This is a genomic window from Actinoplanes sp. NPDC049681, from assembly GCF_044465265.1.
GTDB lineage: Bacteria > Actinomycetota > Actinomycetes > Mycobacteriales > Micromonosporaceae > Actinoplanes.
Genome location: NZ_JBITLP010000004.1, coordinates 550,241 through 573,660 on the forward strand (window position 1 = coordinate 550,241; position 23,420 = coordinate 573,660).

Here is a 23,420-nt window from a genome sequence, read left to right on the forward strand (position 1 = left end):
ACGGCCCGAGTCCCGGATGGCCCGAGTCCCGGATGGCCCGAGTCCCGGATGGCCCGAGTCCCGGATGGCCCGAGTCCCGGATGGCCCGAGTCCCGGACGGCCGGAGTCCCGGACGGCCGGAGTCCCGGACGGCCGGAGGCTGGAGGACCGGAGTCTGGAGGACTGGAGTTCTCGAGCCCCGAGCCCGGGCCCGAAGTCACCGAGCCCGGACTGCGGGGGGCCGGATGCCCGGGGCCCGGGCCGGAAGTCCCCGAGCCGGGTCCGGAGTCGTCGCGCCCGGAGTGCCGGGGCCGGATGCCCGGAGCCCGGGGCCGGAAGTCCCCGAGCTGAGAGTGCCGGAGCCCGGAGCCCGGAGCCCCCGAGCCCGGGTCCCCGAGCCCGCAATGCCGGACCGCGGAGGCCCCGGCCCGGACTGCCGGAGTGCCGGGTCGGCATTCGTAGGGTCAGGCGGCCGTCGCGGTCCACATGGCCGTGAACGCCGCCGCCTCGCCGGCGAGCCAGCGTTCCACGTCGCCGGTCTTCGCCGCCGGGTCGAGGCGGTGGGTCGTGCCGCGGCGCAGGTCGACGAGGACTGGTTCCGCGTTCGGGAGGATCTCGTCCATGTGGCGGGCCATCAGGTGCAGGGTTGCCGTCACAGCTTCCGTGGTCGGGGGCTCCTCGTCGAAGTGGAGGCGGACGGCTTCGCGGCGGTTGTCCGCGTACCGGAGTCCGAAGTGGGGGTTGATCTTCACGGCCAGTGGGCCCACCGAGGCGAGGGCGTCGCGGGTCTGGGCGAGGCTCACGTCCTCGGGGTCGCCCAGGGAGTGCAGGTAGGTCAGGGCGCCGGCGCTCACGGACTCGTAGAGCGGCTTCCAGCGCTGCTTCACCAGGTCGACGACGCTGGTCAGGTAGGTGCCGCCGGTGCGGAAGGCGATGTCCGCCTTGAGGGCCTTGACGAGTTGGCTGTGGGGGTTGAAGCCGGTGCGGCGTTCACGCTGGCGGCGCAGGCCGCCCACGAACGTCGCCTTCGCCGGGCCGGTTCGCGCAACGTAGCGGGCGAAGCCGAGCATGGTCGCGTAAGGCGGAACGGTCGGCACTGAAGTGGACAAGGCAGGCCCGGTGGACAAAACAGGCCCGGTGGACAAAACAGGTGTCGTCACGTTGATCTCCCCGCAGCTCAGGCGCCGTTTTCGTACATACATTCTAATCGACGGGTACGACATTCCCAACCGACCGATGAGCGCCCGCAGGGCGCCGCTCCGCCCGGCAGAAGCGCGGACAGGCATCATCGGCTGATGCCAACTCCAGTGATCGTCATCCGCGACGGTGCTGTCCGCGCACACGGCTTCCGCGACGGCGACGCCGTCGTCTACGACTGGGGATTCACCTGGCAGGGCGTCGCCCAGGAGCAACGCATCGATGGCCCCTCGATGGGAGCTCCTGGAGAAGTGACTCCCGTCGGCCGAACGCTCAGTGATCGAGGGGGAGCGATACTGGTGCGATGGCATTGATCCGGTGTGACTTCTCCTCCGAGGCCCTGGCGCTGGGCACCTCCATGACCGTCCTCCTCCCGCAGCAGGCGAGCACCCAGATCGGCCTCGAAGGCCGCGCCGGTGATGCCGCTCCGCCCGTTCTCTATCTGCTGCACGGGCTGACCGACGACGACACCGCCTGGACCCGCTACACGTCGATCGAGCGCTACGCCGCCGCCAAGGGCATCGCCGTGGTCATGCCGCAGGTGCACCGCAGCTTCTACGCCGACGAGCGGCACGGCCTCAAGTTCTGGACGTTCCTCTCGGAGGAGCTGCCGTCCGTGGTCTCCAGCTTCTTCCGCGTCTCGACCCGCCGGGAGGACACCTTCGTCGCGGGGTTGTCGATGGGCGGCTACGGCGCCTTCAAGTGGGCGTTGCGCCGGCCGGAGCGCTTCGCCGCCGCGGCCAGCCTCTCCGGGGCGCTGGATCTGGTGTACATGGCCGAGCATGACCGTCGGCCCCACATCGCCGGGCTGATCGGCCGCGTCTTCGGGGATCGCCCGGTTGCCGGCGGCGATGACGATCTGCTGCACCTGCTGCAGGCGAACGACCGCGAGCTGCCCCGGCTCATGCTCCGGTGCGGGACCGAGGACCACCTCGTGGCGCACAACGAGCGCTTCGTCGCGGCCTGCCGCCGGTACGGGGTCGACATCGACGCCGAGTTCGGGCCGGGCGAGCACGAGTGGGGCTACTGGGATGCGCAGATCCAGGCGGTGCTGGACTGGCTGCCCCTGAAGAACTGAGGGTCAGGACTGGAGCGCGGACGCCATGCGGGCCTGCTCCTCGAGCACCTCGTTCATGCGGGCCTGCACGGCGTCCATCTGCCCGATCGTCTCGCTCGTCGTGTGGATGCCCGAGGAGACCGTACGCGCGCTGTTCTGGATCCCCGTGATCTGTTCGGCCACCCGCTGGGTGGCCTCCGCGGTCTCCCGGGCGAGGTCCTTGACCTCCCCGGCGACCACCGCGAAGCCGCGGCCGACCTCGCCGGCCCGGGCGGCCTCGATGGTGGCGTTGAGGGCGAGCAGGTTGGTCTGGTCCGCGATGGACGAGATGATTTTGATGACGTCGCCGATGGCGGTGGACGCCTGGCCCAGCGCCTCCACCTCCTGGGTCATCTCGGACGCGCGGGACACCGCGTCCTGGGCGACCCGGGTCGCGTCGTCGCTCGCCGCGCGCAGCCGCGAGACCGTGTCCAGCAGCTCGCGGGCGTTCACCGCGGCCGTCTCGTTGCCGCGGACGATGTCGAGGCGCTGGGAGACCAGCTGGGCGACGTTGCGCAGCGCGGACGCGCGTGACTCCGAGAGCTCGATGTACTCGCTCGTGAAGAAGTCCATGGTGCCGATGATCCGGCCGTGGCTGATGATCGGGAAGCAGACGCCGGAGCGGACGCCGGCCCGCTGCGCCGCCGGCGCGCGCACGCAGTCGGCAAGCTCACCGATGTCGCGGACGAAGACCAGGTCCCGGGTACGCCATGCGCGCCCGGACAGCCCCACGCCCTCGGCGAAGGTGGCCGCCAGGGTGACCTTGCGGAACTCGTCGCCGGCCGTACCGGACTCCACCTTGAACCGCAGCACGTTGTCGGCGTCGTCGATCTCCCAGTACGACCCGTACGCCCAGTCGAACGCGGCGCGCACCGAGTCCAGGGCGATCCGCAGCGTGGACGGCACGTCGGTGGCGTCGCCCAGGGCGGTGACCACGCTGGTCACGGCGAGGCGGTCGGCGGCGACCTGGCGCAGCTCGGCGGCGGCGACCGCGGAGAACCGGGCCCGCTCGGCGATCCGGGCGATGGACGCCCACTTCTCGGTGCGCGGCCCGTCGATGTACATCGGCTCGGCCGAGTAGTACTCGAGCACCGCGACGATCTCGCCGTCGCGCAGCACGGGCATGACGACCGCGGCCTCCATGCCGGCGTTCGCCGCCGCCTGGCAGCGCAGGCAGTCCTCGCACTCGGCCATGACGCCGACGTAGACCGGCTGCTTCGTGCGGACCGCGCGGCCGACGAGGCCGACGTCCATGGGCACCGGCTTGCCGGCGATGACGGCCTGCAGGTCGGGCGTGATGGCGCCGACCTCGTACGCGACCTCGATCTGACCGGTGCCGGTGGGCCGCCACACGGCGCCGTAGCTGAAGTTGTGCGAGGTCACCGTGCTGTCCACGGTGACCCGCCAGGCGGAGTCCTCGTCGGTCACGTTCTCCAGGTCGAGGATCAGCTTCTCGAGACTCTCGACGTCGCGCGGAATCGGACGCAGCGACGGGGTCTCCGCCACCCGCGATCGGAACGAGACCACCCGGCACTCCCGTCACTCGTCACCCCTGGACGAACCCATCATGGGGCAGGTTTGGGCCCGGGTGTGGCGGTTTGCCGGAACCGGCCACCCGGGCCCGACGGGTCACTCGCCGTCGCGGGCCTGCTCGGCGAGGAAGCGCTCCAGCTCCGCGCCGAGTTCGTCGGCGCTGGGCAGGGCGCCGCTCGGCTCGGCCAGCAGATTGCCCGCCCGGCCGCGCAGGAAGGCGTCGTACTGGGCCTCCAGGGACGTGACCAGGCGGCCGGCCTGCTCGTCGTCGGCGACCTGCTTGTCGATCTCCTCGCGGACCTCGGTGGCCGCCTCGTGCAGGGCCGCGGTGGGCAGGACCAGGCCGGTGGTGTTGGCGACCGACTCGACGAGCAGCTCGGCGGCCGCCGGGTACGTGGTCTGGGCGAGGTAGTGCGGTACGTGGGCGGCGTACCCCATGGCGTCGTGGCCGGCCTGGCCGAGGCGGAACTCGAGCAGGTTGCCGACGCTGGCCGGGACCTGCACCCGCTGCAGCCACGACTCCCGCTCGCCGAGGAGGCGCTGGTCGGTGGCGTGCGCGGTGACGCTCACCGGGCGGGTGTGCGGCACGGCCATGGGGATGGCGTTGAGGCCGATGGTCAGGCTGACACCGAAGCGTTCGATCAGGGCGCGGACGGCCTTGATGAAACGCTCCCAGTGCAGGTCCGGCTCGGGGCCGGCGAGCAGCAGGAACGGGGTGCCGGTCAGGTCGTTCAACAGGTGGAGCGCCAGGCTGGGCTGCTCGTAGCTCTCCCAGTGGTCCTCGACGAAGATCATCGGAGGTCGGCGCGACCGGTAGTCGAGGAGCTGGTCGAGGTCGAACGTCGCCAGGACGCGCCCCCCGAACTGCTCCAGAAGGTGTTCGCGGGCGAGCTGGATGGCGCTCCCCGCGTCGACGAACCCCGTGAGTGCCTGGACGAGTACCACGCCGTCCAGCTCAGGCAGGTCGTCGGCCAACTCGTAGAGCCCGTGTGGGTCGAGCACGCTGCGGACCTCCTCATGTACGTCGCCCGTGGACGCACGGGCGATAGAGGAGAAACACGCGGCCCCGCCGGGAAATTCCGGAGTCAGACCCGGAACTGTGCCACCAGCGACTGCAGCTCCTCGGCGAGCCGCGCCAGCTCGTCGGCGGTACGCCGGGATTCGGTCACGCCGTCGTTGGTGTTCTGCGCCGCCTCCGCCACGCCGGAGATGGTGCGGGCGATCTCGGTGGAACCGCCGGCCGCCTCGGCCACACTGCGTCCGATCTCGCTGGTGGTGGCGGTCTGCTCCTCCACCGCCGAGGCGATGGTGTCCGAGTACGCGTTGATCCGCTCGATGACCGCGGCGATCTCGCCGATGGCGTCCACCGCCGCCGACGTGTCGGTCTGGATGGCCTGGATCCGGTTGGAGATCTCCTCCGTCGCCTTCGCGGTCTCCTGCGCCAGGTCCTTGACCTCGCTCGCGACGACCGCGAAGCCCTTGCCGGCCTCGCCCGCCCGGGCCGCCTCGATGGTGGCGTTCAGGGCCAGCAGGTTGGTCTGCTCGGCGATCGAGGTGATCACCTTCACGATGTTGCCGACCTCGGCGGACGAGACGCCGAGCTTGGCGACGGTGGTGTTCGCCGACTGGGCCACCTCGACGGCGCCGCGCGCCACGGCCGCGGCGTCGGCGGCGCTGCTCGCGATCTCCTTGATCGAGGCGGTCATCTCCTCGCTGGCCGCGGCGACCGTGTCGACGTTGCTGCTGACCGTACCGGCCGCGACCGACACCAGGTCGGCGCGGGAGCTGGTCTGCTCCGCGTTCACGGCGATCCGGGTGCTCACCTCGGCCATCTCCTGCGCGGAGCCGGCCAGCGTGTGGCTGCTGCCGGTGATGCGGGAGATCGTGCTGCGCAGCGTGGCCGTCGCCCGGTCGAGCTGGTCCGCCATGCGGCCCACCTCGTCCTTCGACTTCATGCTCGCCGTGCGGGTGAGGTCGCCCGCGGCGATGCTGTCGATGACCTGTGAGACGCTGCGTACCCGCGACACGATGCCGCGGGCGATCGCCAGGCCCAGCAGCGTGGCCAGCGCGAGGCCGACGAGCAGGGTCACGATCACGAACGTCCGGGCCGATTCGTACGTCGATGCGGCGTCCGCGGCGCGGGCCCGGGCCGCGTCCTCCTCCTGCATGGCGAGCTGCTCGAGGTTGTACTTCGCCCGGATGATCGCCGGCTGGACCTGGGTGTCGCGTACCTGGAGCGTGGCCTGGGTGTTCCCGGCGTCGGCGGCGTTCAGGTAGGCGTCACGCGCCTCGACGTACTTGGTCCACAGGAACAGGGTCTGATCCATCAAGCGCGGGTTGACGGTGGTGGCCCGGTAAGCGGCGCCGTCCTGGACGATCTGGGCGTCCATCTTCTTGATCGCCGCCCTGATGTCCGGCGACGGGGACTGGCCGTACGTGAGCACGTAGGCGTGGACCGTGCCGGTGTCGGAGCTGATCTTGTTGAGCTGCTTCGAGGCGGTGAAGCTCTGTTTGAACAGGTTCTCGCCCACCGAGGCCATCTCGGCCAGGCGCGCGAGGGCGACGAGGCCGACGGCCGCTGCGACGAGCGTCATGGCTGCCACGATGATCAGGATCTTGGTGTTCAGCGACCGGTTGCCGAGCCAGTTCCCGAGCGGGCTGCGGAACGTGGGCAGGCGGAAGGACGGCGCTCTTCTGGCGGCAGACATTCGTGACGACCTCGTGGTAGCTCGGACGGGACGCTGTCGTCCCCTTCCTCACTATCGGTTGTCATTCGGGTGCGCTGAGGTGATATCGCGGAGTTCGACCTCACACGGTGAGCGGCCGGTGCTCGGCCAGGTGCTCACTGACCTGGTCGGCGGAGAGCGGCCGGGAGAAGTGGTAGCCCTGCGCGAAGCGGTAGCCGAGCCGGTAGAGCGTCTCCGCCTGCTCCGCGGTCTCGACGCCCTCGGCGATCGCCTGCAGGTGCAGGCCGTTGGTGATCTGGATCATCGCGGTGGCGATGACCGCCTCCTCCGAGCGGCCGCCGATCCCGTCGACGAACGACTTGTCGACCTTCAGCGTGTCGGCGGGGCAGGTCCGCAGCAGACCCAGCGACGAGTGGCCGGTGCCGAAGTCGTCCAGCGCGATCCGCACGCCGAGCGTGACCAGGTTCTGCAGCGCGTCCAGCGCGACGCCGCCGTCGAAGACCGCGGTCTCGGTGACCTCGACGACCAGCTTCTCCGGGTCGAAGCCGGTGTCGGCCAGCGCCGCCCGTACGTCCGCGGCGAAGCCGGGCTCACGCAGCTGGCGGGCCGACACGTTGACGCCGATCTCGCCGGGCGCGGCCGCGCCGAAGCGCTCCTGCCACTCCGCGGCCTGCCGCAGCGCGGTCCGCAGGATCCAGTCGCCGAGCGGCACGATGAGGCCGGTGCGCTCGGCGATCGGGATGAACACGTCCGGCCCGATGAAGCCGCGCTCGGGGTGCTTCCAGCGGATCAGCGTCTCCAGCGACGTCCACTCGCCGCCGGGCAGCGACACGATGGGCTGGTAGACGAGGGTGAAGTCGCCGTCGTCGAGGGCCCGGCGCAGCTCGGCGCCGAGCTGCGCGTCGGCGGCCTGGTCCTGCTCGAGCCGGGCGTCGTAGACGGCGTGCCGGCCCTTGCCGCGCTCCTTGGCGGCGTACATGGCGAGGTCGGCGCGGCGCAGAAGCTCCTGCGGGCTCGCCTCCGGCCACACCTCGGCGAGGCCGATGCTGGCCTTGACCAGCAGGTCGTAGCCGAGCGCGTGCACCGGCCGGGTCAGCGACTCCGCGATGCGGTCCAGCACCTCGGTCGCCTCGTCGCTGCGCAGGCCGTGCAGCAGCAGGCCGAATTCGTCGCCGCCGAGGCGGGCCACGACGTCGTCGGTGCGGACCGCCTCGCGCAGCCGGTCGGCGACGACCACCAGCATGGCGTCGCCCACCGCGTGGCCCAGCCGGTCGTTGATCGCCTTGAAGTCGTCGAGGTCGATCAGCGCGAGGCTGAGCGTCTCGGCGTCCTCGCCGGTCCGGTCCAGCGCCTCCTGGGTCTTCTGCTCGAAGAGCGTGCGGTTGGCGAGGTCGGTCAGGGCGTCGTGGTTGGCGCGGTGGGTGAGCTGGGTCTGGTAGCGGTTCAGCTCCAGCAGGTTCGCGTCGACCCGGCGCAGCAGACGTCCGTTCTCCGAGAGTGCGTTGATCTGGCGCGCCACCACCAGGGCGGTGAGCACGACCGCGGCGAGGGCGACGGTCAGCACCACCCCGCCCGCCGAGCTGCTGACGACCACCAGCAGGCCGTCCGTCGCGGCCACGGCCAGGTAGGGCGCGACACTGAACGGCCGGGCCCGCCGGTGCGGCACGTGCAGATGAGCGGCACGGCGCTGCCGGTCGGCGGCGAGGACGACGAACAGCAGGGTGCCGGGGATGTACGTCATGGCGCCGCTCAGGCCCGGGTGCACGTTGCCGGTGAGCGGGAACAGGGCACCGCCCAGCGCTCCGACCGCCGCGGCGCCGGCCAGCAGCCGCAGGGCGATCGGGTCGAGGCCGCCGAGCCCGGTGACCTTGACCTTGAGGAAGGCGAGCGAACCGAGCGTTCCCAGGACGGCCAGCATGAGCATCGGGCCGACCGCGACGCTGCCCACCGGGGCGGCGTCGAGGACGCTGATGGTGAAGTACCAGGAGAAGACGCCGAGGGTCACGGTGACCGTGGCGGCGTCCAGGACGAACCGCACCATGAGCCGGTCCCGCCGCTGGCGGGAGCCGATCGGCAGCCGCATCAGCGTCCAGAGCAGCACCATGATGGAGAGGCCGTACCCGATGGAGGCGACCACGTCGTGATCCCGGTCGCTCGCGCTGGGGTCGAGCACGTAGTGGCGGGCGTCGCCGGCGACGCCGAGCACGATGAAGGCGCAGACCACGGCGAGCGAGCGCCAGACACGCGAGGTGACGCGGTCGAGACCGGGGGAGAAGGCGGTACGCCGGCAGGCCCAGCCCGAGACGACCGCGCTGAGCAGCGCCGGGATCCAGCCCCACACCACGTGGGTGCGCTGCTCCGAGTAATTCACCACGAACAGGACGATCGACGCCACAAGGGTCGCGGCCGCCGTCAGCAGCAGCGGAGTCGGCCGCAGCCGATCCACCTGCCGTTCGTCGACCGTCATGCGGCACTGCCTTCCTGCCGGGTCCGGGGTGCTCCTGGGTGACTGATCGGTCGCACCGCGTGCGGCATGAGCAGAACGGGATGCCGGGTCGGTGCTCGCCTGACCGCGCGGCGTCGAATATTCCGGCAGCCATGTCGTGCACGTGCATCTGCAAGGCACAATGCAGTATCGTCGCGTCCCCCCCCTCGGAGTGATCTGGTGAATGACACCGAACAGGAACAGGCCGAACCGCCCGGGTCACTCTGGGCGCGCATGAAAGCCGACCCGCAGTACGCTCCCGAGCACCTGGCGCTCGAGGCGGTGCGCCGGCTCGGCCCGGAGGCGCGGCGGTGGGCCGAACGTGCCCGCGAGGACCAGCCCGAGGTCGCCGCCGACGCCCTCGCCGACCAGGCCGTCAAGCGCTTCATGAACCACGCCCGGCTCTCCGGCGCGGTCTCCGGGGCCACCGGGCTGCCCGGCGCGGTGGTCGACGTCGGCGTGCTGGCCTGGACGCAGTCGCGCATGGTCCTGCACATCGCCGCGGCGTACGGCGTCGATCCCACCAGCGCCGAGCGTGCCACCGATCTTCTGGTGCTCCAGCGGGTGCACAAGGTCGCCGAGACCGCGCGGGTCGCGCTGGGCGTCGCCGCGGGCCGGGAGCGGGCCAGCCGGCTCTTCGCGGGCGCCGCCGATCGGCCGCTCAGCGGCGTGATGCTCAAGCTGGGCGTGAAGCTGGCGCAGATGGCCGGCGTACGCGCGGCGAAGCGCATGTTCGCCAAGATCATCCCCGGCGCGGCGGTGGTGCTGGGCACCTGGGTCAACTCGGCCGCTACCAGAGACCTCGCTCACCGCACCCGGGAGCTGTACGGCCGCTCCTAAAGTGGCCCTCCCCGCTGTCGATCTACCCCGGGTAACGACCAGGATCCGGCGGCACGAGGGGAGGAACGCATGAAGAACGGCCGACGCTGGCTGCTGCTCTTCGCGCCCCTCCTGCTGGCCGGCTGCGGCGGGCTCGGCGGCTCCTCGACCACGGGCGCCCCGTCGCCCGCGGCGGGTACGGGCAACAGCAGCGGCAACTGGCTGGTGGTCGCCCAGGGCACGCCCACGCCCACGCCGAGGCCGAGCAGCGGCATCCCCCCGTACCCGATCCCGACCTCGACCGGATTCCTGGCGACCGCACCGGCCGCCACCCCCACGGCGTCGGCGACGCCGACCTGTCTGCCGGACACCGTGCACTTCTCCCGGATCCAGGCCCTGACCGTCACGCCGGGGACCACGAGCGCCAAGGCGAGCTGGTACAACGTCGGCGGGTACAACCTGGTGGAGTACCGGCTCACCGCGATCAGCCAGGACCTCCAGACGGGCAAGCAGCGTGACGTCGGCTGGGTGAAGGTCAAGCCTCAGCAGGCGTGCGGCCCGATGAGCGCCACTATCTCGAAGCTCGACCCCAAGACCGGCTACATCTTCTCGCTGGACGCCGTGGTCACCCGGCGCAGCGGTTCGGGCACCCACGCGGGCACGCTCATGCGCTCGTCCGTCGTCTACACCAAGTAGTCCGCCAGCTCCCGCCGCGGCCGGTAACCCTGTGCGCGGGCCCGGCCGAGGTCCAGCACCATGCCGTCGGTGAGCTGGTCGACCGCGTAGCGGGTGAGCGACGGCGTCACCGAGGCGATTCCCCGGATCAGGCCCGCCGGAACGTGCCTGACCGGCACGCCCAGGACTCGGCCCAGCACCTCGTCGCGCCGGTACGGCCGGTCGTCGGCGATGTTGTACGCCCCGCCCGGCCAGCTCAGCGCCGCGAGGCAGGCCGCCGCCAGGTTCTCCACCGCGGTCAGGCTCATCGGCACGTCGGGTCCCGGCAGCCAGGCCCGGCCGCCCCGGACCACCCGGCGCAGGCGGGGCAGCAGGTGCCGGTCGCCGTCGCCGTACACCGCCCGGGGGCGCAGCGCCACGGCGCCCGCCGCCAGCGCGAGACGTTCACCGGCGGCCTTGGTGCGGCCGTACGCGTTGCGCTGCCCGTCGGCCGGATGATCCTCGTCCACCGGTCCCGGATACGGGCCCGGCCGGTAGACGCTGGCGCTGCTCACCCACACGACGGGCCGGTCCCGGGCGGCCTCGAGCAACCGGGCCGTCCCGCCGACGTTCACCGCCCGGTACGCCGCCTCGGCCCGGCGCCCGGGTCGCGGGTCGCCCACGGCGGCGGCCAGATGCACGACGGCGTCGGCGCCCGCCAGGTCGGGCACCTCGCCGGCGGCGTCCCAGCGGACGTGCCGTCCCACCGGTCCCGGGCGCCGGCCCAGGCACACGACGTCGTGCCCGGCCGCGGCGGCGAGCCGCGCGACGGCCGCACCGCAGAAGCCGGACCCCCCGGTCACCGCGAGCCTCACGACGCCCGCACCACCAGCGAACGCCACGAGGGCAGCGCCGCGCCGCGGTCCACCCGGGCCCGCACGACGACCGGCCGGTACGGCGCCAGCGCCCGCAGGACGTCGGCGAGCTGCGTGCGGGCGAGCCGGGCGCCGGGGCAGGCGTGCGTCCCGACCCCGAACGCCAGCTGGGCGATCCGGGCGGGTGCCGGCCGCACGGGATCCGGGTCGAGCCGGTGCGCGTCCAGGACGTGCCGTGCGACCAGCAGCATCCGGTCCCCGGCGCGCACCGGGCATCCGCCGGGCACCGGCAGCTCGCCGGCGTCGGCCGCCACCCGGGGCAGCAGCGGGGTGGGGGCGGTGACCCGCAGCAGCTCGTCGGCGAGGGCCGGACGGTCCGCGTACGCCCAGAGCCCGGCGTCGCAAGCCCACGCCACCGCCCGGGGCACGGCGGCGACGGTGGTCGTGACCGCGGCCACCGCCAGCATGGTCGCCAGCGCCGCGCGGTCGTCGCCGTCGGGGGCGAGCAGCGCGGACAGCGTCGCGGTGGCCTCGCGGGCCGCGCGGGCCGTGCCGGGACGGCGGATGCCCGGCAGATGGGCGCGGGCGGCCGCCGCGGCCGCGTTCCGAGCCGCCGTGGCCAGCGTGACGGCGTCCACATCGACCTCCAGCAAAGCTGCCGCCGTGAGACCGGCCATCTCGGCCGCCACCGGGACCAGGTCGACGGCGCCCCCGTCGGCCAGCGGCTCGAGACGCCGGTCCAGCAGGCCGGTCCACGTCGGGCGGAGCCGGGCCACGCCGGCCGCGCCGAGCGCCTCGGCGGTGTCCCGGCGGGCCCGGCGATGCGCGTCGCCGATCTGGTCGAACAGCAGGTCGCCGCCGGTGAGCCGGCCGGCCGCCCCGCCCGTGGTGCCGGCCGCGGTGCGGTCGAGCGGGATCCGGGTCAGGCCGGCGACGAACGCCGCACGGTCGTGCACGAGCAGGGTGCGGCCGAGGCGCACGGCCGGGCGCCGGCGGGTGGCGGCGAGCAGGGCGAAGAGCAACGGGTGGCTGCCCAGGTACACGCGGCGGTCGCGGGTGCGCGCTCTCATCGGACGTGCACCGCCTCCGCCTGCGGCCGGTAGCGGCGATCCCAGTGCCACAGGAAAGTGCGGCGTGCTCCCCAGCCACGCAACCGGCGCAGGCTCGTCTCGACCACCAGCTCCTCGGCCCGGACGATGCGCTCGCTGTGCTGCCGGGCCCGGTTCAGCAGGGTCACGTCCTCGGCGCCGTCCTCCAGTGCTTCCCGGGGCGTGCCGCCGCAGCGCTCGTACAGATCCGCGGTGATGGCCAGGTTGTGGCCGTGGACCAGCACGAACGGGGCGCGCGCGGACGCCGACCGGTGCTGCCACCGTCCCGCGCGGGCGGCCAGGCGTACCACGGCGGGATAGATCCGGCGCTGCGCCCAGGTCGGGTTCTCGTCGCGGCGGGGCACGCTGCGGCCGCACACCAGATCATGGCGGTCCAGCAGGGCCCGGCCGGTGGCGACCCAGTCCGGGGCGGGCAGGCAGTCGGCATCCGTACGCAGCAGCTTCGTGGCGCCGTGCCGGATCGCATGGCGGAACCCGGTGTCGGCCGCCGTGCCCGCGCCCGGGGCAGGTTCGGTGACGACCTCGACCTCGCCGGAGAAGCCCGCGGCGACGGCGGCGGTGTCGTCCGTGGACGCGTTGTCCACGACGATCAGGGTGAAGTCCTGATCGGACTGGACCGCCAGCGCGGCGAGCGTGCCGGGCAGCAGCCGGGACTCGTTGTAGGCGGGAACCACCACGGCCAGGTCCCTCACGAGGCCGCCGCCAGCCGGGCCGCCGCGGCGCGGTCCGGTTTCCGGGACCGCCCGGCGAGCGGGACGTCCGCCAGCACCACCGAGTCCGGCCGTGCGGCGCCCATCCGGTCCAGCGGGGCGCGCAGAGCCGCCCGGACCGCCTCGGCGGAGACGCCGGCCGCCGGCTGCACGACGGCGACCACGCGCTCGTCGCCGTCGCCGGCCGGCACGCCCACCAGCACCGCCAGCTCGACGCCCGGTACGTGCAGCGCCGGCTCGTACAGGCCGGGATAGATGTTCTCCGCGCCGCGCAGGATCATGTCCTTGCAGCGGCCGCCGAGCACCACCCGGCCGTCACGCACCCGGCCGATGTCGCCGGTGGCGATCCACTCCCGTGGCTCCTCGCCGAGGTAGCGGTGGGCGGCGTTCGGGCCGGCGAGCAACAGCTGGCCGTGGGCATCCGTTCGGGCCCGCACGCCCGGGAGCAGCTCACCGGCCAGGTCGCCGTCGCCCTCGTGGCGGGCCTTCGCGGTGGCCTCGACGGCGGCCGCGGGGAAGACCTCGGTGAGGGCGTACACCCCCCAGGCCTCGTCCGCGCCGGCCCGCCGGACCCGAGCCAGCAGCTCCGCGCTGACCGGGGCGGAGCCACTGTAGACGCGGCCGGTGAAGCGGATGCCGGCGGCGAGCGCGGCGCGCAGCTGCGGCGGGGTCAGGTACGTCGCCTGTGGCGCCAGCCGGGCGGCCTGCCGGACCAGGCGCGCCGGCCGGCCCGCGGGCAGGGCCACCGGGGCACCACCGGACAGGGACGGGACGAGCACGAAGAACGTGCCGCCCAGCACCGGCCGCTCCGGCGCCGGGCGGACCAGGTCGTGCACCAGGCGCATCCCCGCGGTGACGCTGGCCCGGGTGTGCACGACGGCCCTCGGCTTGCTGGTCGTGCCGGAGGTGAAGACCACGACCGCGTCGCCGTCACCGTCGTGGCCGCGGGGGCGGGGGCCCGGGGCGGGCGGCAACGCGGGGGCGCTGCCGGGCAACCGCCGGCCGATGGTCACCGCGGGTGCCAGGGCGGCGAGATCGGGCAGGGCAAGGTGGGCGCGGCGGGCGAGCGGCGCGGCCCAGCCGGCGACCGCCTGCGCGGCCGCGTCCGCCAGCACCAGCCGCGGCTGCGCCAGGGTCAGCCGGGCGAGCAGTACGTCCGGGCCGGCGGTCGGGTCCAGCACCGCGACCCGCAGACCCAGGTGGTACGCCGCCAGCAGGACGGCCAGGGAGCGTGGCCCGGGGCGTACGGCCACGCCGACGGTGTCGCCGGCGACCAGCCCGCGGGCGTGCAGGGCCGCGGCATAGCCGGTGACGAGCCGGTGCAGGTCGCCGCGGGTGGCCCGGACGACCGTACGGCCGCCGCGCCGCGAACCGAGGACGGCGGCCCGCGGGTCGTCGTCGCGCAGGCTCGCGATCAGGTCGCCGAGCATCAGCGCGGATCCGCCGTGAGTTCGCCGCTGCCGCGGTCGAGGTACCACTTCGCGGTGCCGAGAATCCCGTACGCGCTCAGCCGCCGGGTCGAGTTCTCCACGACCATCGCCCGGCTGTGGCGGATGGCGGGAGTGGTCCGGCGTACCCGGTTGAGGAAGGTCCGGTCGGTCGGCGAGGGACGCCGGGGCATCCCGCCGCACGCCAGGTAGAGCTCCGCCGTGATCGCCATGTTGTTGCCCGCGTGCATCCGGTAGGGCGCCAGGTAACCGGCCTCGCGGTGCGCCGGCCGCAGCCGACCGAACGCCGCCGCCAGGCCCACCAGCGCGCGGAAGAACGCCCGCCCGGCCGGGCCGTGCTCGTCGCGGCGTGCGGTGATCCGCCCGCACATCAGCCCGGCGCCGCCGCGCAGCCCCGCTCGTGCCGCCGCCACCCACCCCGGGCGGGGGAGGCAGTCGGCGTCCGTACGCGCGAGCAGCGTCGCCCCCTGCGCGATGGCGTGCCGGAAACCGGTGTCCACCGCGCAGCCGACGCCCTTCTCCGGCTCGACGAGCACGTGCACCGGGAACGGGGCGGTGAACGCCCGCGCGATGTCCGCGGTGCCGTCGGTGGAGCCGTTGTCCACCACGAGCAGCTCGAAGCCGGTGTCCGTCTGCGCCGCCAGCGCCTCGAGGGTCTGCCGGATCCGCGCCGCCTCGTCGAACGCCGGCACGATCACCCAGAGCTCCGTCACGAGGAGACCTCCCAGACCATGGTCATCAGGCTGACGCCGCCGCCGAGCCCGACGAAGAGCACGCGGTCGCCGGGGGCGAGCCGGTCGCGGACCCGGGCGAGCTGGACGCCGAGCGTGGCGCTGGCGAGGTTGCCCAGCTCCGGCACGGTGATCTCGAGCTTGCCCGCGGGCACCCCGGCCACCTCGACGAAGCGCTGCAGGTACGGCATCGTCACCTGGTGCACCAGCACGCGGGCGTAGTCGTCCCAGCCGAGCCCGGTGCGGAAGGCGACCCGCTCGAGCAGGCCGAGGCCGATCTTCTCGAAGATGCCGCGCAGCTTGTGCCCGTCGCCGGTGAAGTAGGTGTGCTCGTCGCCGCGCGGGTGCCGGGAGCCGCCGCCGAAGATGCCGCCGACCGGCCAGTGCTCCGAGTGCGTCTCGCTGTCGACGTCCAGGATCCCGCCCGTGCGCACCGGCTCGACCAGCACCGCCGCGCCGGCGTCGCCGAAGGTGAAGCCGGCGAAGGCCTTGCGGGCCTGCGCCATGCCCTCGAGCCGGGGCCGCATGGACCGGGTCGGCGTCTCGCCGGTGACGACCAGCGCCCGCCGGGCCCGGCCCGCCACGATCATCGAGCGGGCCAGGTCGATGCCGTTGAGGAAGCTGTTGCAGGCATTCGTCACGTCGAGCGCGTGCGCCCGGCTGCCCAGCGCCGCCTGCACGACGTGGGCGGTGGCCGGCTCGACCATGTCGCGGGTGGCCGACGCGAACAGCAGCAGGTCGACGTCGAGGGCATCCAGGCCGGCCCGGTCGAGCACCGTCCGGGCGGCCCGTACGGCGAGGTCGGAGGCGTACTCATCGGTGGCGGCGACCCGGCGCCGGTCGATCCCGGTCGTCTGCGCGAACATGCCGGCCGGCAACGGCAGCCCGCTCGCGGCGGCGACCTGATCCTGCAGCTCGGCGGTGGTCACCTCGCGCTCGGGCAGCACGCTGGCCACCGCGGTGATGCCCACACGGGGAACGGTCAAGGTCATGAGCGCCAGCCTTCAGCAGTACGGGGGTGCGCGGCGTGAGTAGAACGGCTCATTCTTCCTAGGCCCGGCGGCTGCGGACAGCCCCGTGCGGCGTGGGTGGCGCCACAGGCCCCGGCGCGCGGATGTCTCTAAGCTTCCCGGCATGGAACCCATCGTCGACACGGTCGTGATCGTGGCGATCTGCGTGCTCGGCGCGGCCCTGGCCCGGCGGCTCGGCTTCATCGCACCGCTCGTGCTGCTGGTGGCCGGTCTCGGCCTGTCCTTCGTGCCCGGCATCCCCGAGGTGCACATCGAGCCCGAGCTGGTGCTGATCGGCATCCTGCCGCCGCTGCTCTACGTGGCCGCGCTGCAGACCAACCTCGTCGCCTTCCGCCGGGCGCTGCGGCCCATCCTGCTGCTCGCCGTCGGGCTGGTCATGTTCACCGCGTTCATCGTCGGCTTCGTCGTGCACGCCCTGCTGCCCGACGTGCCCCTGGCCGCCTGCATCGCCTTCGGTGCGGTCGTCGCGCCGCCCGACGCGGTGTCGGCGACGGCGATCGCCCGCCGCATCGGCCTGCCCCGGCGGGTGGTGGTCATCCTGGAGGGCGAGAGCCTCCTCAACGACGCCACCGCCCTGGTCATGGTGCGGATCGCGGCCGGCGCGCTCGGCGCGGCGGTCAGTTTCTGGACCATCGCCGGGCAGGTCGCGCTCAAGGCGGGCGTGGGGGTGCTGCTCGGCTGGGTGGCCGCCGTCGGGGCCGCCTGGCTGCACAGGCGGATCACCGACCCGCTGCTCGACGACGCCGTCTCCCTGCTCACCCCGTTCGTCGTCGTGATCGTCGCCGAGAAGCTGCAGTCCTCCAGCGTGGTCGCGGTCGTGGTGGCGGGTCTCTACCTCGGCCACCGGATCCCGTACCTGCTGTCGCCCACCTCCAGGCTGCAGATGGACGCCGTCTGGCGGCTCATCAACTTCCTGCTCGAGGGCGTCGTGTTCCTCCTGGTCGGCCTCCAGCTGCGGGATCTCGTCAGCCACCTGGAGTTCGACGTAGCGACCACCGTCCGGATCACCGGGTCCGTCTTCCTCACGCTGGTGGGGGTCCGGTTCGTGTGGATGTACCCGGCGACCTACCTGGCCCGGCTCTTTCCGCGGATCCGGGAACGGGAGGAACGCCCGCCGCCGGCGGTGCCGGCCGTCATCGCGTGGGCGGGCATGCGGGGTGTGGTGACGCTGGCGGCGGCGCTCACACTCCGGGGCATCGCAAAAGTGCCGGGGGACCTGTTCGTCTTCGTCGCGTTCGCGGTCATCGTGCTCACCCTGTTGGTCCAGGGCACCACGCTGCCGATGCTGTCGCGCCGGCTGGGGGTGCACGAGGACACCAGCGCCGAGGACGCGCTCGCCGAGGCAAGCGTGCAGCATGCGGCCAGCCGGGCCGCCCTGGAACGGCTGGAGGCGGCCGCCGACGGCGCGCCCGCCTCGGTGGTGGATCGGCTACGGGCGCTCACCGACAGCCGCTCCAACAACGCCTGGGAACGGCTGGGCAGCCAGGTGCAGGAGACCCCCTCGGCTGCGTACGGCCGCCTGCGGCGCGAGATGATTACCGCGGAGCGGCACGTCTTCAAGATCGCCCGGAACGAGGGGCGGATCTCGGAAGAGGTGCTCAACCGCGCCCAGCGCGAGCTCGACCTCGAGGAATCCCAGCTGAACCGGAGTGACGATTGACCTGCCAACACCTCAAGGACGCAGCCGAGCCCACCCCGCGGTCGCCGTACGAGGGCGGCTGCCCGGAATGCGTGCACGACGGCTACCAGGACTGGGTCCACCTGCGGGCCTGCCTGGACTGCGGCTACGTGGGCTGCTGCGACTCGTCGCCGCGGCGGCACATGTCCCGGCATCACGAGGAGACCGGGCATCCCGTGATGCGCTCGTACGAGCCGGGTGAGACCTGGAAGTGGTGCTTCGTCGACGAGCTGCTGGGAGCCTGACGTGCGCACGCTGGTCGTGGGCGCCGGGGCGACCGGCGGCTACTTCGGCGGCCTGCTGGCCGAGGCCGGCCGGGACATCACCTTCCTGGTCCGGCCGCGGCGCGCCGCCACGCTCGCCGAGCGGGGTCTGCGGATCCAGGCGCCCGGCGACGAGCGGGTGATCCGGGTCCGCACGGTCACCGCCGACGCGCTCGACGGGCCGTACGACCTGGTCGTCCTCGCCGTGAAGAGCTACGGCCTCGACCAGGCCGTCGCCGACATCGGGCCCGCCGTCGGCCCGGAGACGGTGATCGTGCCGCTGCTCAACGGCGTACGCCACATCGACACGCTGACCGCCGCGTTCGGCGCGGAACGGGTCTACGGCGGCGTGTGCATGATCGCGAGCACGCTCACCGAGGAGGGCGACGTCGTCCGGATGACCGGGCTGCACCGGCTCGCGTACGGCCCGCTGGATGGCGGCGGCGGTGACCGGCTCGACGCGGTGGCCCAGGCGCTCTCCGGCGCGGAGTTCGAGTCGCAGCCGTCGGCGCAGATCGTCCAGGAGATGTGGGAGAAGTGGGTCTTCCTGGCGAGCCTCGGCGTGGTGACGACGCTGATGCGCGCGACGGTCGCCGACGTGACCGCAGCGCCGGGTGGGGTGGCTTTCGCCGGTGCCGTCGCCGAGGAGGCCATCGCCGTCGCGTCGGCCGCGGGCCACCCGTCGCGGGAGTCCGCCCAGGCGTTCCTGCGCACGTCGCTCACCACCCGCGACGTGCCGCTGACCTCGTCGATGTACCGGGACATGGTGGCCGGAGCGCCGGTCGAGGCCGACGCCATCGTGGGCGATCTGGTCGCGTACGCGGAACGGCACGGTGTCGCGGTGCCGCTGATCTCCGCGGCCTGGACCAACCTGTCGATCTACATGCGCAACCGGACGGCCTAGGCCCAGGCCTCGGCGACGGCGGCGGCGACGGCGTCCGCCTGGGCCACGCCCGCCTCGAGGGCCGGCCCGCGGCGGCCCGGGTCCAGGATGTTGCCGCCGATGGCGGACCGTGCGGCGGCGTCCGGCGCGATGAGCAGGCTGCGCGTGGCTCCGAGGGCCGCGATCTCCGAAGCCGGTGACGCCCGGAACATTCCTCCGGTGGGTGCCAGCACCACGACGGCGTCGGCCCCCTCGGCGAGGTCGGCGTTCGTCACCGAGCGAACCCCGCCGTCCATGTAGTAGCCGGCACCGGCCCGTACCGGTGGGAAGACGCCCGGAAGCGCGCAGCTGGCCGCGACCGCGGCGGGCAACGGGATCCCGGCGTCCGCGTCCCAGGCGGCCAGGTCGCCGGTCGCGGTGTCGACCGCGGTGATGATCAGGCGCGGTGCCCGGGGCCACTCGTGCACCGGCAGCTGCTCGGCGAAGCGGGCCACGTGCGGGCCGTCCTCGCCCACCGGAGCCCGGCGGGCGAGCGCTCCCAGCCGGGCCCGGATCTCCCGCGGCGGCAGCGAGTGGTCACTGAGCACGGCGAAGCCCTGCGCGAGCAGGGTGGGATCGATGCGGGGCGACAACTCGATCTCGATGTCGGCCGTCCCCGCGACGGCCTCCTCGAGGTCCACGCCCGTGGCGAGCAGCGTGCCCACGTACGCCCCTGCGGAGGTGCCGACGATCAGGTCCGCCTTGCCCAGGTCGGTGCCGGCCCGGCGCAGGCCGCTGAGCACACCCAGCTCCCACGCGATGCCGGTGATGCCGCCGCCGCCGAGGACGAGCGCCCTCATGCGGTGAGCAGCCGGTCGGCCGCGAGCACCCGCTCGGCCTCCCGGGTCATCCCGCCGCTCGCCTGCGCCGCCTCGTACACGGCGTGGGTGCGGGCCGCGATCTCCGGCCACGCGAAGTCCTCACGGACCCGGCGGCGGCCGCGGCGGGCCAGGCCGCGGGCGAACTCGCGGTCGGTGAGCACCGAGCCCACCGACGCGGCCAGCGCCTCCGGATCCTGCGGCCGGAACGTGACGCCGGTGACCCCGTGCTCGACGATCTCCGCGAGGCCGCCGGTCGACGACACCGCCACCGGCGTGCCGGCCGCCGCGGCCTCCAGGGCCACCATGCCGAACGGCTCGTAGATGCTCGGCACCACGTAGCAGTCCGAGGCGCCCATGAGCGCGGTCAGGCTGTGCCCGGTCAGGAAGCCGGCGAAGCTCACGGCCGGGGAGGCCATGGCCTCCAGCTCCGCCCGGTACGGGCCGTCGCCGGCGATCACCACCCGCAGGCCGGGGCTGGTCTCGAGCAGCCGGGGCACCGCGGCGATCAGGTGCTGGACACCCTTCTCGTAGACGAGCCGGCCGGCGAAGGAGACCAGCGGTGCGTCCCCGGCGAACCGGCGGCGGGCGGCGGCGATCGCGCGGGGGCGGGCATACCAGCGCAGGACGTCGACGCCGTTGTGCACCACGTCGGTCTTGGCCACCGGTACGCCGAACTGCCGCACCACCTCGTCGCGCATGTACTCCGAGCACACGATCACCCGGGCGGCCTCGGCGGCCAGCCAGCGCTCGACGTCGTCGATCGTGCGGTTGTGCGGGTGCGGCAGATAACCCTGGTGCCGGCCGGCCTCGGTGGCGTGGATCGTGGCCACCAGCGGCACGTCGAGGTGCTCGCGCAGGGTCACGGCGGCGTGCGCCACCAGCCAGTCGTGGGCGTGCACGACGTCGTAGCCGGCCGTGCGGGCGGCGCGCAGGGCGGCCCGGGTGAGCGTGTGGTTGAACGCGGTGGCCCACCCGGCCATGTTGCCGTTCTCGACCGGGAAGGCGGGCGGGTCGTCGGGTGCCCGCACCACGTGCACGCCCTCGGCGTACTCCTCGCGCAGGGCGCCGGGGGTGTGCCGGGTGACGACCGTGACCTCGTGGCCGGCGGCGACCAGCGACGTCGCCAGCGCGTGCACGTGCCGGCCCAGGCCGCCCACCAGCAGCGGCGGGTATTCCCAGCTCAGCATCAGGATCCGGCTCATGAGGCGTACCCCCGTACCCGCAGTGTCTCGGCGACCGACCGGGCCGAGAACGGACTTCCCGTGGCCCGGTGCGGCGCGTCGCCGTCCGCCGTCTCGCTCAACGATCCCACCCCCGCCTCGCGCATGTGCGCCTCCAGTCCGGTCAGCAACCCCTCGGTGGGCAGTCCCGTGGCGGCGCAGGCGTCCGCGTACGGGCCGATCAGCCAGGGCCACACCGTGCCCTGGTGGTAGGCGATGTCCCGCTCGTCCCGGCCGCCGCGGTGGGTGCCCTGGTAGCCGTACTCGCTGGGGGCCAGCGTGCGCAGGCCCAGCGGGGTGAGCAGGGCGCCGCCGACGGCGCGCACCGCGGCGCGGTCGAGGTCGCGCCCGTCCGGCCCGGCCAGCGGGGCGTGCGGCAGCGACCAGGCGAGGAGCTGGTTGGGGCGCAGCGACGGGTCGTCGTCGAAGGCGCCGGCGCCCAGCGGGTACGTGGAGGCGGGCCCGTCGATGACGTCGTAGAGCCAGCCCTCCTGGGCGCGGAACCGGGCCGCGAACGATGCCGTCGCCCGGGCGTGCCTGGCGCGCAGGTCCGCGCTGTCCTTGCCGGCCTCGTCGAGCAGGTCGGCCATCGCGGCCAGGGCGTTCACCCACAGGGCGTTGATCTCGACCGGCTTGCCGATGCGCGGCGTGACCGGCCCGTCGTCGGTGTACGCGTTCATCCAGCTGCCGGCGTCGCCGTCGAGCCGGACCAGCTCGTCGGCGGGGTCGACGGCGAGCGTCCCGCGGCCGCCGAGATGTCCGCGCAGCAGCCGGCTGAGCGAGCCGACCAGTTCGGCCGCCAGGTCGCTGTCCCCGGTGCGGCGGACGTGCCGGTCGACGGCGTGCACCAGCCACAGCGGGGCGTCGAGCGAGCCGTGCGGGCCCCAGGGCCCGGTGTCCTCCCGTACGGCGCGGGTGGCCGCCCGGGTGCGGGCCAGGAGGAGTTCGCGGCCCTCCTCCGCGCGGCCGGTCTCCAGGAACAGCCCCTCGTACGCGGTCATGGTGTCGCCGAGGTAGCTGCCGAACCAGGGGTAGCCGGCGACCACGTCGGGGCCGTCCGTCCCGGTGACCACGAAATGATCCGCGGCCAGCACCAGGCCGGCCGCGGGTCCGTCGGCCTTGGCCGAGGTCACGAGCGCGTGGGCGCGTTCGCGGGCGGCCGCGACGACGGTGGCGGCAGCCGGCGGCCGGTCGTCCCGGGGACCCGCCCAGGCGCAGATCTCCATCGTGTCGCCGGCGTCGAGGCGGTCGACGAACGTGCCGGCCAGCCAGAGATCCTCGGTGGCGGGCAGCCCGCGGGCGGCCTCCTCCCGCTGGTACGCCCCCAGATGCCAGCCACCACCGGGCTGCCAGCCCGGCCCGGAGAGCCGGTACGCGTCCTCGACGACGACCCCGTCGGCGAGATGCTCGACCCGCGGGTCGCCGTCGCCGGCGCGCCGCTGCCCGTGCGCGTCGCGCCAGGTGCACATGGCCGCGACGGCCAGCCCCACGGGACCGGGCGCCGAGACCACCCGGTGCACGACGCCGAGGGCGCTGCGGCCGTGCATCATCGCCAGCTCCCGCTCGACGACGATGTCACCGACCCGCCAGCGCCACCGCGGCAGGCCGTCGGCCAGCGTGAACGTCTCCAGGTAACGGTGTCCCTCGGGCGACACGGCACCGGACTCCCACTGGTGCGTGTACAGCGGTACGTGTACCCCCGAGGGCAGCGTGAGGGTGAGGTCGAGGGCGGCAAGCGCGACGTGCCGGACAGCCGTGCCGGGGTCGGCCACGGCGAGCAGGGCGTGGTAGCGCCGGGTGCGCAGACCGGAGACGGTGCCGGTGGCGTAACCGCCGAGGCCGTCGGTCACCAGCCACTCGAGGGTGGCGCCGCCGTCGGGAGAGAGCGAACCGCAGGTCTGAGGACCCGCAACGATCGGCAGGGTCATGGGATGGACGACTCAGTCAGCGGCACGGTGCCCTCTATGCTCGTTTTCCCTCGTCTCAAACCACCCTGTCCGGTGATCGAACGCACATGGACAAGCGAAGTATCTGCGGGTAACCGGACAGTCGCGCAGACGTTATCAGCCGCGTCGGTGAGAATGACCGCTGACGCGGCCGCACAGGATTGAACCCCCGCTCGGCTGGGCACACGAGCCCCGCGCGGGGTCACTCCTCGTGAC

At 73.6% G+C, this 23,420-nt stretch carries 20 protein-coding genes; 6 read left to right on the plus strand and 14 right to left on the minus strand.

What is annotated here, in order from left to right:
• Nucleotides 1–443: 443 nt before the first annotated feature.
• Nucleotides 444–1,088: a hypothetical protein gene (locus ACIBO8_RS16945; protein WP_396116142.1), complete on the minus strand. Its 645-nt coding sequence runs from the start codon at nucleotides 1,086–1,088 to the stop codon at nucleotides 444–446.
• A gap of 392 nt (nucleotides 1,089–1,480) precedes the next feature.
• Here ACIBO8_RS16945 and ACIBO8_RS16950 point away from each other — a divergent pair, with 392 nt between their 5' ends.
• Complete coding sequence (locus ACIBO8_RS16950; RefSeq protein WP_396116143.1) at nucleotides 1,481–2,254, plus strand: alpha/beta hydrolase; 774 nt, start codon at nucleotides 1,481–1,483, stop codon at nucleotides 2,252–2,254.
• Nucleotides 2,255–2,257: 3 nt separating this feature from the next.
• Here ACIBO8_RS16950 and ACIBO8_RS16955 read toward each other — a convergent pair whose 3' ends face one another.
• The 4 genes from ACIBO8_RS16955 to ACIBO8_RS16970 all read right to left on the minus strand — a co-directional run bounded on the left by ACIBO8_RS16955 (nucleotide 2,258) and on the right by ACIBO8_RS16970 (nucleotide 8,959).
• Complete coding sequence (locus tag ACIBO8_RS16955; RefSeq protein WP_396116144.1) at nucleotides 2,258–3,799, minus strand: GAF domain-containing protein; 1,542 nt, start codon at nucleotides 3,797–3,799, stop codon at nucleotides 2,258–2,260.
• 102 nt (nucleotides 3,800–3,901) lie between these two features.
• The gene (locus ACIBO8_RS16960; RefSeq protein ID WP_396116145.1) at nucleotides 3,902–4,807 is read right to left on the minus strand and encodes a proteasome assembly chaperone family protein; all 906 of its coding nucleotides are present in this window, start codon (nucleotides 4,805–4,807) and stop codon (nucleotides 3,902–3,904) included.
• 83 nt (nucleotides 4,808–4,890) lie between these two features.
• Entirely contained in the window at nucleotides 4,891–6,513 is a 1,623-nt protein-coding gene (locus ACIBO8_RS16965; protein ID WP_396116146.1) for a methyl-accepting chemotaxis protein, read from the minus strand.
• Nucleotides 6,514–6,613: 100 nt separating this feature from the next.
• Complete coding sequence (locus tag ACIBO8_RS16970) at nucleotides 6,614–8,959, minus strand: putative bifunctional diguanylate cyclase/phosphodiesterase (RefSeq protein ID WP_396116147.1); 2,346 nt, start codon at nucleotides 8,957–8,959, stop codon at nucleotides 6,614–6,616.
• A 252-nt stretch (nucleotides 8,960–9,211) separates the two neighbouring features.
• On the opposite strand from ACIBO8_RS16970, the gene ACIBO8_RS16975 reads away from it, so the two are divergent.
• The gene (locus tag ACIBO8_RS16975; RefSeq protein WP_396116395.1) at nucleotides 9,212–9,817 is read left to right on the plus strand and encodes an EcsC family protein; all 606 of its coding nucleotides are present in this window, start codon (nucleotides 9,212–9,214) and stop codon (nucleotides 9,815–9,817) included.
• A gap of 69 nt (nucleotides 9,818–9,886) precedes the next feature.
• Nucleotides 9,887–10,492 (plus strand): hypothetical protein, encoded by a 606-nt coding sequence (locus ACIBO8_RS16980; protein WP_396116148.1) that lies wholly within the window; start codon nucleotides 9,887–9,889, stop codon nucleotides 10,490–10,492.
• Here ACIBO8_RS16980 and ACIBO8_RS16985 read toward each other — a convergent pair.
• From ACIBO8_RS16985 to ACIBO8_RS17010, 6 genes are read right to left on the minus strand one after another with little or no spacing between them, the layout of a single operon-like run.
• Nucleotides 10,480–11,325, minus strand: a complete 846-nt coding sequence (locus ACIBO8_RS16985) for an NAD-dependent epimerase/dehydratase family protein (protein WP_396116149.1) — start codon at nucleotides 11,323–11,325, stop codon at nucleotides 10,480–10,482. The genes ACIBO8_RS16980 and ACIBO8_RS16985 overlap by 13 nt on opposite strands.
• The gene (locus tag ACIBO8_RS16990) at nucleotides 11,322–12,395 is read right to left on the minus strand and encodes a cytochrome P450 (protein WP_396116150.1); all 1,074 of its coding nucleotides are present in this window, start codon (nucleotides 12,393–12,395) and stop codon (nucleotides 11,322–11,324) included. The genes ACIBO8_RS16985 and ACIBO8_RS16990 overlap by 4 nt, the downstream gene beginning before the upstream one ends.
• Entirely contained in the window at nucleotides 12,392–13,126 is a 735-nt protein-coding gene (locus ACIBO8_RS16995; RefSeq protein WP_396116151.1) for a glycosyltransferase, read from the minus strand. Before ACIBO8_RS16995 ends, ACIBO8_RS16990 begins: the two co-directional genes overlap by 4 nt.
• On the minus strand, nucleotides 13,123–14,574 hold the full coding sequence (locus tag ACIBO8_RS17000; protein ID WP_396116152.1) for a class I adenylate-forming enzyme family protein: 1,452 nt from the start codon (nucleotides 14,572–14,574) through the stop codon (nucleotides 13,123–13,125). Before ACIBO8_RS17000 ends, ACIBO8_RS16995 begins: the two co-directional genes overlap by 4 nt.
• Nucleotides 14,574–15,305: a glycosyltransferase family 2 protein gene (locus ACIBO8_RS17005; protein WP_396116153.1), complete on the minus strand. Its 732-nt coding sequence runs from the start codon at nucleotides 15,303–15,305 to the stop codon at nucleotides 14,574–14,576. The genes ACIBO8_RS17000 and ACIBO8_RS17005 overlap by 1 nt, the downstream gene beginning before the upstream one ends.
• Complete coding sequence (locus ACIBO8_RS17010; RefSeq protein ID WP_396116154.1) at nucleotides 15,302–16,315, minus strand: 3-oxoacyl-ACP synthase III family protein; 1,014 nt, start codon at nucleotides 16,313–16,315, stop codon at nucleotides 15,302–15,304. The genes ACIBO8_RS17005 and ACIBO8_RS17010 overlap by 4 nt, the downstream gene beginning before the upstream one ends.
• Before the next feature lie 142 nt (nucleotides 16,316–16,457).
• Here ACIBO8_RS17010 and ACIBO8_RS17015 point away from each other — a divergent pair, with 142 nt between their 5' ends.
• The 3 genes from ACIBO8_RS17015 to ACIBO8_RS17025 are packed head-to-tail and all read left to right on the plus strand — an operon-like array spanning nucleotide 16,458 to nucleotide 19,199.
• The gene (locus ACIBO8_RS17015; RefSeq protein WP_396116155.1) at nucleotides 16,458–18,014 is read left to right on the plus strand and encodes a cation:proton antiporter; all 1,557 of its coding nucleotides are present in this window, start codon (nucleotides 16,458–16,460) and stop codon (nucleotides 18,012–18,014) included.
• The gene (locus ACIBO8_RS17020) at nucleotides 18,011–18,277 is read left to right on the plus strand and encodes a UBP-type zinc finger domain-containing protein (RefSeq protein ID WP_396116156.1); all 267 of its coding nucleotides are present in this window, start codon (nucleotides 18,011–18,013) and stop codon (nucleotides 18,275–18,277) included. The genes ACIBO8_RS17015 and ACIBO8_RS17020 overlap by 4 nt, the downstream gene beginning before the upstream one ends.
• A 1-nt stretch (nucleotide 18,278) precedes the next feature.
• Nucleotides 18,279–19,199, plus strand: a complete 921-nt coding sequence (locus ACIBO8_RS17025; protein WP_396116157.1) for a ketopantoate reductase family protein — start codon at nucleotides 18,279–18,281, stop codon at nucleotides 19,197–19,199.
• Here ACIBO8_RS17025 and ACIBO8_RS17030 read toward each other — a convergent pair.
• Genes ACIBO8_RS17030 through ACIBO8_RS17040 form a run of 3 tightly spaced genes read right to left on the minus strand, consistent with a single transcriptional unit; the run spans nucleotide 19,196 to nucleotide 23,186 of the window.
• Complete coding sequence (locus ACIBO8_RS17030; RefSeq protein ID WP_396116158.1) at nucleotides 19,196–20,017, minus strand: patatin-like phospholipase family protein; 822 nt, start codon at nucleotides 20,015–20,017, stop codon at nucleotides 19,196–19,198. The genes ACIBO8_RS17025 and ACIBO8_RS17030 overlap by 4 nt on opposite strands.
• Nucleotides 20,014–21,240, minus strand: coding sequence for a glycosyltransferase family 4 protein (locus tag ACIBO8_RS17035; RefSeq protein WP_396116159.1), 1,227 nt, complete (start codon nucleotides 21,238–21,240; stop codon nucleotides 20,014–20,016). The genes ACIBO8_RS17030 and ACIBO8_RS17035 overlap by 4 nt, the downstream gene beginning before the upstream one ends.
• Nucleotides 21,237–23,186 (minus strand): amylo-alpha-1,6-glucosidase, encoded by a 1,950-nt coding sequence (locus ACIBO8_RS17040; RefSeq protein ID WP_396116160.1) that lies wholly within the window; start codon nucleotides 23,184–23,186, stop codon nucleotides 21,237–21,239. Before ACIBO8_RS17040 ends, ACIBO8_RS17035 begins: the two co-directional genes overlap by 4 nt.
• Nucleotides 23,187–23,420 lie beyond the last annotated feature (234 nt).